The sequence below is a fragment of the Streptomyces sp. DvalAA-43 genome (genome assembly GCF_900091725.1).
Classification (GTDB): Bacteria; Actinomycetota; Actinomycetes; order Streptomycetales; family Streptomycetaceae; genus Streptomyces; species Streptomyces pulveraceus.
On sequence record NZ_FMBW01000012.1, the window covers coordinates 135,297 to 148,694 of the forward strand.

A 13,398-nucleotide genomic window follows, 5' to 3' on the forward strand; every position below is an offset into this window, starting at 1 on the left:
TCGGAGAACTCATGATCGACGAAACCAATCTCGGCACCGTGTGCCGGCACCTGACCGACGAGGACCTCTCAGCCGGATTCTGGCAGGCCCATGCCAGGCGATGGGCCCGCCGAACCGCAAGACTGGGCACCGGCAGATTCCTGGATGCACCGGTCATCGAGCTCTACATAGCCGCAGAGGCTGCGGGACTGCCGCCGTCCGACGGCACACCCGACGACGTGGTCGTGCACGAGAACATCCTTGCTGCGGTGCTGGCCGCACATGCCGTGCTGGCCACCGTCGGCCGGGGGCACCGGCCTGGCGCACCCGGCATAGGCGAAGCCATCGGCGCGATACCCCCTGACGTCCTGCGCGCTGAATCGCTGAAGCTGACCACGAAGCAGGTAGCGTGGAGTAACAGGACTGCCTTTACCCGCATCCTGGCGCACCTTCAGCGCGTCGAGCAAGACGTGGACTTGCGTACGGTGGCAGCCCTCGCATGCGGGGTACAGGGCCACAGAACGATGCTGCGGACCAACCCCACCGGGCACGGGCCCGAAGTGGGACTGTGGTCGCCCACGTACGAGTTCAATCGCACGGCTTGTCTGGCACGGTGGCGGGTGGAGCGCGAAACTACGTGACAGTGGCGCATCCTGTTTGCCGATCAGCGATTGGCCCGTAGGTGAGGTAGCAGGCCGTCGGGCTGGGGTGCACTGGTGTGCGATGGCCCGTCACTCTGTTCCCTGGTGATCAGCGTGGGCGGCTGACGGTTTGGCTGGGTTTGGCCACGGGTGCAGCCATGGCCGCGGTGGGAAGGCTCCTCGTACGCACTCGAGTGGTGGCCTGGGGCAGGCGGGTGCCGGTTCCGTGGGCGAGGGTTTCCGACAGGTCGGCCAGCAGCGGGCTGGGGGTGTACGGAGATGCGGTGAGGGTCCAGGCGGCGTGGTCGGGGCTCGGGCCGGCCCAGATGGTCCAGGTGTCGAGGTTCTGGATGGGGTGTTGCGCGGCGAAGGCGTCGAATTGGACTCCCGAGTCTCCGGCGGAGGACGTCCAGCGGATCCAGCGTCCGTCCACGGTGTGCTTCCACCCGGCATCGGAGAGAGGCTGCGTGGCGGCGGTGACGGTCTTCTCGTCCACCGGGGTGCCGAGGGCTGTGTCCCAGCCATCGTTGAAGGCGAGGTGATCCAGCAGGGCCTGCAGTACCGGGGCGGGGGTGGCGCCGGTCGCGGTGAGGACCCACATGCGTTCGGAGACCGGTGTTTCGTACGCCGCTACGGTCCAGGCGGTCTCCCGGGCGACGGCGTCGTGGATGTGCTCGATGCGCAGGGTCTGTTCCTCGTGGATGGCGTGGGTGGTCTCGTCTGACCAGGTGCGCCACTTCTGCCAGTCGCCGTGTGCGTCGAGGAAAGCGTCCAGGAGCGCGTCGTGGTCGCCGGCATCGGCGGCGTACGCGGGGACCGTCTCCGGCACCGGGAGGGATGCCTCGTGCTCGGCTGCCGGTGCTTCAAGCGAGGTTCGGGCTCCGGCGGCGGCGCGCTCCGTGTCCGTCATGGGTGCCGGTCCGGGGCGCATGGTGTCGCCGTGGGCCTTCTCGAAGGCGACCAGAGCCTGGGCCTGCGAGTCGAAGGTGCAGGCGACCTGCCGCAGGTGGTTCTCGCCGTGGAGATAGACGCTCTTGCCGCCACTGAGGTAGGTGCCGACCGCGACGGTGGTGTCACCGTCCTGGGCGTGGGCGTGGATGAGGAGGTGACCGTACTGGATGTCGTCGTAGATCTTCTGGGCCTGGTCGGAGACCTCACGGATGTCGCTGCGAGTGCACCAGGACATCGGGTAGTTGGCCCAGGTCCATTCCTCGTCGATCGCCTCACGCAGTTTCGGTGCGATCTCGGTGGTGATCCCCTCGGCGTTCAGGGCCTGGGCGGCCTTCTCCGCCCAGTACGGCTCCTCACGGTCGATGCGGGCCAGCACGAGGATGTTCTCGGCAACCGCGACCCAGCCGTCGGCCTCCAGAGCCACGTGCGCGACGTGGGCCTGGGTACCGGTCAGGGAGGCGGTCACGGCACTGGAGTGGGCAGGGTGGCTGTCGAGCCGCACGTGCGCGTCGAGGGACGAGGTGGTCACCAAGGTGTTCTCTCTTCTGCCGGTGGCCGGACTGCGGAGGTCCGGCCACCGACGGGTTCGGGGTCAACGGGCGTTGCGGGCGGTGAGTGGAGCCGTGGTCCGCGGGGGACCGGCCCGGGGCGCTGCCGCGGACTTGGTGCGTGTGGGGTTGTCCGTCGGCGGGGGCGAGGCGGCGTGCTGCCAGCGCGTCCGCACCGCGGAGAGGTCGGCGAGCGCGCGGCGACTGCCGACGACGAGCTGATACGGCGTGGTGGCCGGGTCGCCGGCGTATGCCTCGATACGCCGGCCGGCGTGGTGCGCGGTCGTAAGGACGGAGCGTTGGAGGACGCGCTCGCCCCAGTGCTCCGGCGATCCGGACGTTCCTGCGAGGAGATCGAGCAGCTCCCTCGGCCTGGCACCGGTGGTGAGGAGACCGCGGTGCTGCGCTTCCCACAGGACCGTCATGCGGTCGACGGGGGTGCCGCGGCGCGTCAGAGCGGTCAGGCACTGCCACAGTCCGGCGTGCAGAGAGTGGGTGAAGTCGCCAGGGGTCAGCCATCGCATCCGACCGACGCTGCTTGCGTGCAAGGTCGAGGTCGCGAGCAGCAGCCTCTCCTCGTCGAGGGCCTCTTCGTCATGGTGGATGGCCGTCGGCGGTGCCGGGGTGCGGGGCATGGATCCGGCGTGGGGCGGGAACCGGGCGGCGATGTCGTCCACCACGACGGTGAGGTTCTCTGCTTCGGCGAGGGTGGTGGTCACGCGCTGCGGGAGTGAGATGTCCACAGCGGTACGCATGAGACGCTGGGCGGCAGCGGCGAGTCGACGACGGGAGTGTTCTGCCTCGACTATCCGGGCGTAAGCAGGCGCGTGCCGGGCCGATGGGCAGACCTGGATCAGGGTCTGCAGGTAGAGAACGGACAGTCCGCGCGCCTGGTCGCGGGCGGCGGCAAGCACCTGGTCGAGCCATTTCGTGGTCGTGGCGTGCTCGACCGGGTCCGGGACCGGCAGCGAGAGGATCGTGGCGAACAGCGCGGTGTGCGCGGCGGTGGAGAACGAAGCGGGGGCGATCCCGGTCACGTCGTCGAGATGCCGCGGATCGAGCAGGAGCGCGCCGAGGAGCGCCTGCTCGATGTGGAACACCGGATGCGGCGGCGGAACGGCGTCAAGGTCGTCTGCTTCGGGGTCGGGAGTACGGGGCATCAGGCGGCCAGGGTGAAGTCGTCGGGATTGAGGGGAACGCCCAGGTGCGGGGCGAGCAGGTGGCCCGCGAGCAACGGGGGGACGGCGTTGCCGATCTGCGAGAACTGCTGGCCCTTGTTGCCTGCCCAGGGGTAGGTCTCCGGGAACGTCTGCAGGACGGCGGCCTCGGGGGCGGTGATCCGGATCGGGTCCGGGACAGGCTCTGGCCCCGCCTCAGCCTGCTGGGTGGCTGGGGGTTCGGCAATCCAGGTGCACTCATTCGCGCGGTGCCCGAAGAACAGCGTCCCCGCCGGCTCGGAAAGCGGCCGGACGGTGGCGTGGGCCTGGTTGTTGCTCCGCAGGGACCAGGACCAGCGGTGCGCCTCGCAGATGCACGGCGCGAGACCGGTCGCCGTGCAGCTCTCGTGGGTGCTGCGCCGCGCCGCCCGGCGGGATGGTGGGACGACACGGTCCGATCGTGGTGTCCATGTGCCGCGGTCGCGGGCGTTGGCGAGCGTTTTCCGGGAACCGGACGGGAAGGGTTCGGGGCCGCCGCCGGGACCTCCCCCCGCACACACGGTCGGAACGGGCTGGTCGGTGGCGCCCCAGCCGAGCGCCTGGGCCATCGACACCCACTTCTCGCGGCCCGGCCCGAAAAGGCTCTCCGGCTCGGGATACCGGGCGTGTGTGGGCGGCGGGGGCTCGGCGGTACGGGTACGGGAAGCGAGCAGAATCGCCCGCTTGCGTGTCTGCGGCACGCCGTAGTCGGCAGCGTTCAGGATCCCGGTCCAGACCGAGAATCCCCAGCTCCGGAGGATCGCCGCGTACTGCCTCCACAGCGGCAGGACGTCCGGGACCTCCTCCATGGCGACCCACTCGGGCTCGCCGACCACGTTCAGTGCGCGGAGGTACCGCATCGGTTCGGCGGCCAGAAGACTGCGCGCGTCCCGGCAGGAGGCGAGGAGCCTCTCGCGGGTGTCGCGGCCCGCGGCGAGGTCGGCGACAGCCGTGTGGACGAGTGGCTGGTCCAGCAGCCCGAGGCGCTTGCCGGCCATCGACCATGCCTGGCAGGGCGGGCTCGCCAGCACACCCCAAGCCCGGCCGACGAACGGATGAACCGGGTAGAGGGCGACATCGGTGCGTATGGTCTGCAGCCGCGCGGCGGCGCGTGTCTTGCAGGCCCATTCATCCCATTCCAGACCCACATCCCGGACACCCAGAACGGCCAGAGCGTGGCTCCAACCGCCCGGACCCGCGAACAGATCAAGAACGAGTCCCCTCATACGGCCAGCCCGAAATCATCCTGCGAGGGATCTGCTTCGGAACCGCGGCACGCCCATGGTGAGCAGCCATCGGTAACGCCCAGCTCCAGCTCCTCGGCGTTGGTCCGCGCCGTATCGGAATCCGCCTGGAGTGCCGCCCATTCGGCGGCGGTGACATGGTCGATGGGGGCTTCGCCGAGCGGAACGCGGGAGCGGTGGAGGTACGCCTCGCCCAGCAGCCGGTTCCCACTGGCATTTGCTCGGGCGTTTCCGTTGCGGATGGCCTTGTCGAATTCCACCACGTCCGCCCACTCGGCCGGTGAGTTGTCCCTGATGTTCCGCCACTGCGCGTTGCCGTGGAATGGACACCCAAGACAGCTCGATTTCGGGGTGTCGGCCAGCCCCAGAGACGTGAGGTAGCTGATGCAGTCCGTGCGCGACCAGTTCATGTCGACGATCAAGGGATGCCGGTTGCGCATGTACTGGACATCGGCGTCCTTGGCGCGATGGAATTCATCGGTGGAGATTCCGACCCACTGCTCGACGAAGACACCCTTGGGTATCCGGGCCGGATAGGGGTATCCGAGAATGTCTCGGACCTGTCGTTTGATCGGCTTTATCTTGTATTCGCCTGTACACTGGCGCCGGGTCATTCCCGGCTTCCCGTCCTTGTTGAGAATGTAGAGAGGCATCGAGGCGAATCGGTGCTCCGGGTCGAGGGCGTCCCTGCGGATGTTCCCGGAGGAGACGCGAAGGACCGGAATTCCGGCAGGTTCGGCTATTTCCTTTTCGAGCCGGTCAAGGTGACGGTAGACGGCAGCGGGTTCCCAGCCGGTGTCAGCGAAAATCGCGTAATCGACTCTGGGGAGAACACCGTTGGCTGAGAGTGCTAGAAGCGTGCTGGACTGGATTCCGGCGCCGAGCGACAGAATGCGGTGACGGGGGTGAGGCAAGAGGAAAAACTCCGGGAAATACGAGGGAAGGGGGCTGTGGACTCAGCGGTGCCGCGGCGGGGCCGTGGAAGCGGTGGCGGGCGCTGGCGGGGTGGTGGAAACTGCGCGGTCCCGGGCTGCCTGGAGGCGCTCGGCGGTGGACACCCACTTCGCTCCTTCCGCACACTGCACCGGCACCCTCGCCAGCAAGTCGATGGCGACAGCAACGCGTTGGGCGGGTGAAGGCCCGACGAAGACGGGCTTGGCGGAGCGCAGAGCGGCAATGCGCGCGTTCTCCGCCTTGCGGGCAAGAGCAGCCGACAGCTCACCGGAGACGACCTGGACCGACTCCGCGACAAGGCCCAGGTGCGCCAGAGCCTGGCGTCCCTCTGGCCGGGCACACGCCGGCTGCTTGGAAAAGTGCAGGAAGAGGAAGAGGGCTCGTTTGGCGAGGTCCTGGGCCGTCATGATGTCCAGCGCCTGGTGGGACCAGCTCGTCGCTGGTTCGCTCCGCAGCGTTGTGCACAGGGCGGCGGCATCCTTGCCGAGCAAGGCAAGGTCGAGGGCGATCGTGGTCTCGCTGTCACTCATGGGCTGAGTCCTCGGCGGGCGCACTGACGGCGGTGGCGAAGTCGGCGACGAGAGCGGCTGCTGCTTCACGGCCGGCCGATGTGAGGGCGCCCACGATGGGGGAGCCGACCATGACACCGTCGACCAGCGGCGCGACGGACCGGGCGAGGGCCGGGGTGGAGATACCGATGCCCGAGACGACCGGCAGCGGTGACGCCCTCCGCAGCCTCCGGACCGACCGGGCCAGGCCCTCAAGGTCAACAGGACCCTGGTAGCCGGTGGGCTCGTGGGCGGCTGGGGCGTAGAGCCACCCGGACGCCGACGCGCACACCTCGTCGAGTTCGTTGTCTGCGGTGTGCGGGGGCACAAGCCGTGGAGAGGAGAGGCCGGTCTTGGTGAGCATGGCCGCCCAGGTCCCGGCCACGGAGTCGGGCAGGTCGACGACCATCACCCCGGCGGCCCCGGCCGACTTCATGTCACGGGCGAACAGACGAGTCCCGTACCGGGCGACGGACTCCCAGTACGCCATCACGACGACCGGGGCGCGTGAGGCGGCGTGCGAGACCGTGTCCACCACATCGCGCACACGAGTGCCGCGGGCCAGTGCCTCGTGGTAGGCGGAGGTGATGACCGGACCGTCCAGGACGGGTGCCCGGTGCGGGACACCGATCTCGAAGAGGTCGGTGCCACTCTCGGCGAGCACATCGATGGTGCGCCGCTCGGCGTGCGGGGCCATGAGTCCGGCGGGCAGGAACACACCCAATGAAGCCGAAGAAGAGGAACGCAGGTGGGTGCTGAGCGAGGTGCGGGTGGGCAGTAGAGACAATCGGGCTTCCTATCAAGGGGTGTTGAGGATCCTTCTGCCACCGCGGGGTGAAAGCCGGAGGTCAGAGGCGTACCGCAGTGTCGGGCTGCCGGGTACACGGCGCGCATGGTCAGCGCGAGCGCTTCATGGGCGCCGGGGCATGGACGGGAGAGGGGCTGCTCTGATGGCCGGGTGTGGTGGACGGTGCCTGTCCGAATGCGCTGGCGAGTGCACTGACTCCGGCTGCAGTGAGGCGAAGACGCTGGGGCTTGCCTTCTTGGTCCGCGTCCTCCCGCTGGATGAGCGCTCTTGTTTCTAGGCCCCGGATGGTGTTGATGCTCAGACGGGCGCCGTCGTCGTTCGAGATGTACTGCCTGCCGAGCATCAGCGTGACGTGGGCCTTACCCCGGGCCACGGCATGCATGGCGGGAAGGTCCGCGGAGGAGAGCACGGGTGCGCTTTCGCGTGTCTGGGCTACTCGCTGACGGAGTGTCTCGACGGCGATTGTCTCGGCGAGAGCGACACAAGTTTCCGCGCCGAGAGCAGTCAGATCCTTGGCCATCCCGGCCTGGTGGGCGGCAACGCTGTGGCCGGCGTCGTTGAGGATCAGGAGGCCGCGCAGTTCCTCGGCGGCGCCTGCTGCCAGATAGGCCGTTTGTCGCAGGCGCAGGGAAGCCTCGACTACGGCTGGGGTGCTGCGGAGCGTGCCATCGATGGACTCCCGGACTCCCAGTGTGAGTACGACAAGTTCCTGAGTGGTGGGAATCTGCTGGCGCAGGGCCGATCCCTGCAGGTGGCCAGTGGCAGCGAGCGCCTTCAGCAGGTCGCCATGCACGATGAAGTCGTCGGCCAGGGTGATGAGTCGCTCGGGAAGCGAGGGCAGGTCGAAGAGCTGGCAATGGTCGGACAGTGCGGTCGTCATGGAATGGGTTCTTCTTCGGGTGGCGGGTGCGTGAGGACGGTTGAGCAGGCGGTTCAGTGGAGACCGAGTCGGTCATCGGCGCCTGTTGCCGCCCTTGACGGGGGCCGGCACGCTGCCCGGTGACACCGGCTGTGCCCGGCCGGGCTTCTGGATGTCCAGCACCAGCCTTCCGCGGGCGGTGATCTCGATCTCGCGGCTGACGATCGCGGAGGTGCCGGGGTCGATGCGGATCAGGCGGTGCTTCAGCAGCACGTTGAAAGGCTTCGCGTGGATGGTGTTGCCGTTGCCGTCCCGGACGCTCGTCTTGTCGCTGCGGCTGGTGTAGTGGTTTGCGCCTACTTGGGCGATCTTGTCGAGGGCCGCGTACTGGGCGTCGGACAACTCGGGCAGCTGGGGGCGGTGTTCCGGGTGATCCTTCAGATCGCGGGCAATGCCGGAGGCGGTGTGGTGACAGCAGGCCGCGCACAGGGAGAGGTGGTGGACGGCGGTGGTCAGGCTCTTGGCCAGGATGGGTGCGGAATCGGCGAGCCGGGCCCGAAGTGTGGCCGCGGCGTCGGGCGTCCCGGCGAAGGCGGCGGCTTCGAGTGGGTTGTCGGCTACGGCCCTGGCCAGCTGCGAGGCGGCGACGGAGGCCGAGGCGACGACCTCGCTCAGCGTCTCCAGGGAGGAGCGGCTGCCGGGCACAGCCGTGTACTGACTGCCGTCAAGAACAGACAGCCGGACCAGCGTGCGGCCGACCAGTTCCTGGACGGAGAGGATCTGCGGACCGAGCTGCCGCAGCAACTCGCTCCCCGGTCGGGCATCCAGCGCGGTGACAGTGGTGTGCAGGACGGTGAATTCGGCGGCGAGCTTGTGGAGAAGTTCGATCTGCAGAGGCAGGTCGATCTGGCGCAGGGCGATGGTGGGCCTCCAGGGTAGGTCAGAGGGTGCGGCGCCGCGTCGGCGCTGCGGCCCGGCTGCCGGGTACGGGGGACGACGCCGGGCCGGGCGGGGCAGGGATCGCGTCCGGGGTGGGCATGCCCAGATAGATGCGGACGGTGATGCCGTCGGCATGAGCGTGGGCTTCGGCGCGCACGACAGCGCTCAGCAGACTGGGCTCGTCTACCGGTGTGACCAGCCCGTACGAGGTGCCGCCGGCCGAGGGCGCGAAGCCGTGCTGTTCGAGAAGCGAGCGGGCTTCGTCCGTAGCAGCGGCCGCTGTGAGAACGGGACCGGTGAAGGTGAAGCGGAGATCAGGGTCGGGCGCGGGATCCTGTGGGTTCCACCGCGTGGTCCGGGACAGGTCGACCAGGTCGTGGGTGTGAGCCAAGAGCCCGTACATCGCTATGCCGGCCTTCTCGTTGGCATCCTCGGGCGTGCCGGGCGGCAGGAGGTAGACCGTCCGGCCGTGCAACTTGCGGGCGGTGAACCCGGCAGCGATCAGCACGCCGTTGGCGCCGCGGATGGGGCGGTTGAGCACGACGAACGTGTGGTCGTCATCGGTGGATCCGATGAACACGTCCGGTACGTCTATGAAAGACACGAGACCTCAAAGAGGGAGCGATAGGCGTGGAGGTGGCAGGGCGCGGGCGCGGAATCCGTCAGCGCCTCGTGTGCGCGACCGCCGTGGCCGCGGTCGGCAGCGTCGCGGCGGAATCGCCGGCGATGGTGTGCTGGTCCTGGCTCCAGCCTGCAGCCCAAGCCAGACGGCGGGAGAGCCGGACTGCGACGGCGCGATAGGTGGTCGCCGCCCGCTGCATCTCGTCACCGGCCTGCCGGAGCTGGTCACGGCTGGCCGCGGGAGTGGGATCGGAGTCCTCGTACAGCAGAATCTCCGTGCGATGGTGGATCGCCAGATTGCACAACGTGGCCGCGAGCGAGATCTGGGAGCAGGCGCCGACGAGGCGCGCCAGATTCTCCTCGCTGCCAGCCATGGTGGCGTAGCGGCTGACTGAAAGGTCGTGGAGCTGTTGTGTGCATTGCAGCGCGAGTTCCGGTATGCGCAGGCTGACAGGCGCGATCTCGCGGACCGGTTTGGCGATCTCGCCCTGACGTATCCGGTCCACCTCCGCGCGCAGCGCGGTGAGTGTGGGGGCCGCCTCGCCGAGCAGACGGGCGTGCTCGGTCAGGTTGATGCTGATCTGCGGGGCGTCGGGACTGAGTGGGTGGCCGACGTGTATCCGTCGGGTGGCGATGGCGGGTCTCCGGTGTGGGGCAGTGGGTGGGGCGCCGGGTCGACCCTGTGGTCGGGCCGGTCCGGAGGCGGGCCGGGGCCGCAGGTGATAAACGGCGAGGTGCAGCCGGATCTCTGACGGTCAGTGGGTGCGGCTCGAAGCGGTCTGGTCCCGTGCCGCTACTGGGGACGGTGGGCCAGGGCGCGCCACCTGGTGCCGGCCGGGAAGATCTGTGCGGCGGCGGTGGAGGCGGGACTTGGTCATGCCGCCGTCCCGTAGTCGGACTGCGTTGGCGTGTGCTTCGCGACGGCGCGGGCGGTGATCGCCTTCGACGCGCGGCTGGATGCCGCAGACAGATCCGCCGCGCCGGGCTCCAGGTACCAGGGGCGCAGGTCGAGCATCGCGACCCTCATGCCGGTGGCGAAGCAGAGCGCGCTGCCCTTGGGCAGGGCGCGGATCGCGTCGGCGGGCAGGATCCGCTCCTGGCGCATCGATACGGAAGTCGACTTGCCGGACTCGGAGTGCGAGGTGGAGGTGGTCTCGACGTCGTGGTCACCGATCAGCCGGGAGAGCTTGTCCGCGAAATCAGGGTCGTCGATGCCGGAGCCGATGACCTTCACCGTCGATGCGGACCACATCGCGTCCATGCCCGCGTCTCCCCAGACCTTCTGGCCCTGGCGGTAGGACTGCAGGATGGTGATGGGGATGATGCCGCGGCTGCCGAGGTGGGAGTACAGGTCCGGCAGGTCCGAGATTTTGCAGACGTTGGCGGCCTCGTCGAGGATCGCGAGCATCGGCGGGTCAAGGCGTCCGCCGGCGCGTTCTGCCTGCGCGGTCGCGGCCCGCATCACGGAGTCCGCACACGCGGCGATCAACGCGCTCGCCCCTCCGCCTCCGTCCTTGCTCAGCAGAAAGAGGGTGTCGGTGGAGGTCACGAACTGCGACGGCCGGAACTCTGCGACGTCCTTCTGCGGTGTCACCCAGGCGGCGATCTCGGCATTAAGCAGCGCGGACGCGTACTGTCTCGCCGTCTCGTAGATGCCGTCACGGGTCTCCGGCGGCCCTTCGACGGTGCCCTTGAGCTGGGAGGCGACCGCGGTGAAGTCGTGGTCACGCAGGATGTCCAGCGGGGTGCGGTCGGCGGGGAAGGCCAGCCACTGCATCACGTCCGTGATGGGCCGCTCGTCGAGCGCGGCGGCGAGGAACAGCTGGGACAGGATGTTGCTGCCGGCCTTGGACCAGAAGTCCCCCTGCTGGGAGGCATCTACCGATGCGGCGAGGAAGTGGCCCGCCAAACGCCCTGCACCGTCGAGGGACTTGGCTTCGGAGAGCGGGTTCCACCACATCTCGCGTGCGGCGTGCGCGATCTGCTGCGGGTCCATCGACCACACCCGTCCCACACGGCCGCGGGCGTCGTAGGTGGCGGTGAAGGCGTCGCCGGCGGCCTTGTTCGAAGTCAGCAGGACCGGGCCGGGCGCGTGCAGGATGGAGGGGATCGCGAGACTGGTGGTCTTGCCCGAGCGGGGCGCCATGATGGCGACGGCCACGTCCTCGTAGCCCATACGCACCTCGTGCCGGGTGCCCTGCAGGTTGCCGAGCAGGATGCCGGTGTCGTGGGCCTCAATGTGTTTGACGTTCTTCAGGCTCGGTCTCAGGGAGCGGGCCTTGTCCGTGATCGCCTTGGCCATCAGCGGTTCGATGTCCCGGGCCTTGGCCATACCGGTGATCTTCCTCTTCCGGCCGCCGTGATCCTTCTTGCGGGACCACAGGACGCCGGCCGCGGCGGCGAGTGCCAGGACGAGGGTGACGGGAACGACGCGGGCGCCGATGAGCAGGGACGTTTCTCCGGCGTGGGGCCAGAGCCGGTCAGGGTGGAGCAAGGCCGCAGTCGGCTGGTACGGCGCCCACGGGAGGCCGGTGAGGTAGGCGGTGATATTGCCGGACAGCCAGGCGAGGTTCGAGAGAGGGACGACGACGGCGAGGACTCCGAGGAGGATCCGGAAGGCTATGTCGTACCCATCGGAATTGCTGGAGGAGGAGGGCAAGAGGGGGCTACGTACTTCCAGGCGGGGACGAAGGGGTCAGCGGCTGCGGCCGTTGCGAGGCGGTGGCGGGCGCAGGGCGCTCGGGCTCGCTGTCGGCCCAGCGCGGCGGGCAGCGAGGGCCTGAACGCGTTCTTCCAGGGCAGAGGCGACCTGCACGGCCGGTACCTCCCGGTGGGAACGGGTGACGAGGCCCGGGTCGCGGGACGGGAGGCTGCGCGGGCTGCCCGTGCGCGCCACGGGGCTCGGATCGACGAGCGCGGCGGTGAACGTGGCGATCAGGTACGGCGGGGTGTGCTCGCCGAATCGGGCCTGCCACACCGGCCGGTCATGGCCGAGCGTGGTGGTGATGAACCAGGGGCCTGGTTCATCCGCTCCCAAGCGCTGGACGTACGCGGTTCCGTCGGGCGAGGCGAGGCCGTCCGCCCCTGTGGCCGGTGACCAGGCTGCTTGCCGCAGAGGTTCGTACGGGTCGGCCGACGCGGTCGCGGCCGGGGCAGCGAGCGCGTCGGTAAAAGCGGCGATGATCTCGACCGGTGTGCGGGCTCCGAAGCTCGCGTACCAGGCAGGGCGGCCCTGTGTGCGGGAGTGGTGGAGGGTCCACCACTGGCCGTCGGGGTCAGGCTCCAGGCGCAGGAGGGCCTTCTGGTCGGGACTGGAGAGGACGACGCGCGGCATCAGGGGGTCGTTGCCGTGACTCCAGCCGCAGGCGCGGTGGAGCGGAACGGTGATCCAGGCGGGATCACCGCCGCCGGCCAGGTGCCGTGGTGAGATGAACTCGACCTCGACGGTCTCGGGTGTCTGGGGCATGTTCACCTTCGGACCGTTCCGGTCCGGGTAGCCGGTGCAGGGACCCGTACGGGTGCGCTGGTCGTGAGCAGGGACGGGGCCTGCCGCGCTGCGACGTGGATGTCGAGGATGCTCTGGCCGTGAGTGGTCCAGTCGTCCAACGAGGACCAGGCGTCCGCATTGCGATCGGCGAGCGGGTCGTCGTACTGCTCTGTGCCCGGGCCTGCGGATGCTGGCAGGGAGTCCCGGAACTCCACCCACTCGGACTGCAGGGTCCGAAGTTGCTCCAGGGCAGTGTGGAGTGTGCCGAGCTCCCACACCCACCGGGCCTGGATCTTGTGGGAGGGGAGCTGCTGCAGCTGGTGTTCGGCTGTGGCCAGCAGTGTCTCGCCGCTGTAGCGGACCTGTTCGAAGGCGCGCCAGGTCTCGGCGTGCCGGCGGTCCTGGTGCAGCGCGTAGTCGTGTTCGTCGTACGGTACGCCGTCGATGTCGGTCTGTTCGTCGGAGTACACACTCCAGGTGTCCTGGATCAACTTGCTCTCGCGAAGGAACGCGGCGAGGTGGCCGAGCCGGAACTGGTGGTCTTCGGTGGGTGCGGTTGACGGTGAAGAGGGCAAAGGGTGGCTTTCGGTCAGGCAGAAGGTGGCTGTTATGGCGGTGCGGGC

At 68.9% G+C, this 13,398-nt stretch carries 14 protein-coding genes; 1 reads left to right on the top strand and 13 read right to left on the bottom strand.

Annotation, left to right across the window (positions count from 1 at the left end):
• Window positions 1-11: 11 nt before the first annotated feature.
• The gene (locus GA0115234_RS02650; protein WP_093539185.1) at window positions 12-620 is read left to right on the top strand and encodes a hypothetical protein; all 609 of its coding nucleotides are present in this window, start codon (window positions 12-14) and stop codon (window positions 618-620) included.
• 109 nt (window positions 621-729) lie between these two features.
• Here the strand turns inward: GA0115234_RS02650 and GA0115234_RS02655 are convergent, their stop codons facing one another.
• From GA0115234_RS02655 to GA0115234_RS43140, 13 genes are all read right to left on the bottom strand, one after another.
• The gene (locus tag GA0115234_RS02655) at window positions 730-2,100 is read right to left on the bottom strand and encodes a DUF317 domain-containing protein (protein WP_343335925.1); all 1,371 of its coding nucleotides are present in this window, start codon (window positions 2,098-2,100) and stop codon (window positions 730-732) included.
• Window positions 2,101-2,163: 63 nt separating this feature from the next.
• Window positions 2,164-3,279 carry a DnaB-like helicase N-terminal domain-containing protein gene (locus tag GA0115234_RS02660; RefSeq protein ID WP_093539187.1) on the bottom strand — a complete coding sequence of 372 codons (1,116 nt, stop codon included), beginning with the start codon at window positions 3,277-3,279 and terminating at the stop codon, window positions 2,164-2,166.
• Window positions 3,279-4,541, bottom strand: a complete 1,263-nt coding sequence (locus tag GA0115234_RS02665; RefSeq protein WP_093539188.1) for a DNA cytosine methyltransferase — start codon at window positions 4,539-4,541, stop codon at window positions 3,279-3,281. Before GA0115234_RS02665 ends, GA0115234_RS02660 begins: the two co-directional genes overlap by 1 nt.
• Window positions 4,538-5,473, bottom strand: coding sequence for a hypothetical protein (locus tag GA0115234_RS02670; RefSeq protein ID WP_237541027.1), 936 nt, complete (start codon window positions 5,471-5,473; stop codon window positions 4,538-4,540). The genes GA0115234_RS02665 and GA0115234_RS02670 overlap by 4 nt, the downstream gene beginning before the upstream one ends.
• 42 nt (window positions 5,474-5,515) lie before the next feature.
• Window positions 5,516-6,043: a hypothetical protein gene (locus GA0115234_RS02675; RefSeq protein WP_093539189.1), complete on the bottom strand. Its 528-nt coding sequence runs from the start codon at window positions 6,041-6,043 to the stop codon at window positions 5,516-5,518.
• Entirely contained in the window at window positions 6,036-6,848 is an 813-nt protein-coding gene (gene trpA / locus GA0115234_RS02680; RefSeq protein ID WP_093539190.1) for a tryptophan synthase subunit alpha, read from the bottom strand. The genes GA0115234_RS02675 and trpA overlap by 8 nt, the downstream gene beginning before the upstream one ends.
• Window positions 6,849-6,957: 109 nt before the next feature.
• Window positions 6,958-7,749: a hypothetical protein gene (locus GA0115234_RS02685; protein WP_093539191.1), complete on the bottom strand. Its 792-nt coding sequence runs from the start codon at window positions 7,747-7,749 to the stop codon at window positions 6,958-6,960.
• Window positions 7,750-7,821: 72 nt separating this feature from the next.
• On the bottom strand, window positions 7,822-8,532 hold the full coding sequence (locus GA0115234_RS02690; RefSeq protein WP_093539192.1) for a hypothetical protein: 711 nt from the start codon (window positions 8,530-8,532) through the stop codon (window positions 7,822-7,824).
• A gap of 136 nt (window positions 8,533-8,668) precedes the next feature.
• Complete coding sequence (locus GA0115234_RS02695) at window positions 8,669-9,271, bottom strand: hypothetical protein (protein WP_093539193.1); 603 nt, start codon at window positions 9,269-9,271, stop codon at window positions 8,669-8,671.
• A gap of 58 nt (window positions 9,272-9,329) precedes the next feature.
• Window positions 9,330-9,794, bottom strand: a complete 465-nt coding sequence (locus tag GA0115234_RS02700; RefSeq protein WP_176729053.1) for a hypothetical protein — start codon at window positions 9,792-9,794, stop codon at window positions 9,330-9,332.
• A 368-nt stretch (window positions 9,795-10,162) separates the two neighbouring features.
• The gene (locus GA0115234_RS02705; protein ID WP_093539194.1) at window positions 10,163-11,947 is read right to left on the bottom strand and encodes a type IV secretory system conjugative DNA transfer family protein; all 1,785 of its coding nucleotides are present in this window, start codon (window positions 11,945-11,947) and stop codon (window positions 10,163-10,165) included.
• 36 nt (window positions 11,948-11,983) lie between these two features.
• Window positions 11,984-12,754 carry a DUF317 domain-containing protein gene (locus tag GA0115234_RS02710; protein WP_093539268.1) on the bottom strand — a complete coding sequence of 257 codons (771 nt, stop codon included), beginning with the start codon at window positions 12,752-12,754 and terminating at the stop codon, window positions 11,984-11,986.
• Window positions 12,755-12,756: 2 nt separating this feature from the next.
• Window positions 12,757-13,350 carry a hypothetical protein gene (locus tag GA0115234_RS43140; RefSeq protein ID WP_237541028.1) on the bottom strand — a complete coding sequence of 198 codons (594 nt, stop codon included), beginning with the start codon at window positions 13,348-13,350 and terminating at the stop codon, window positions 12,757-12,759.
• Between the last annotated feature and the right edge of the window lie 48 nt (window positions 13,351-13,398).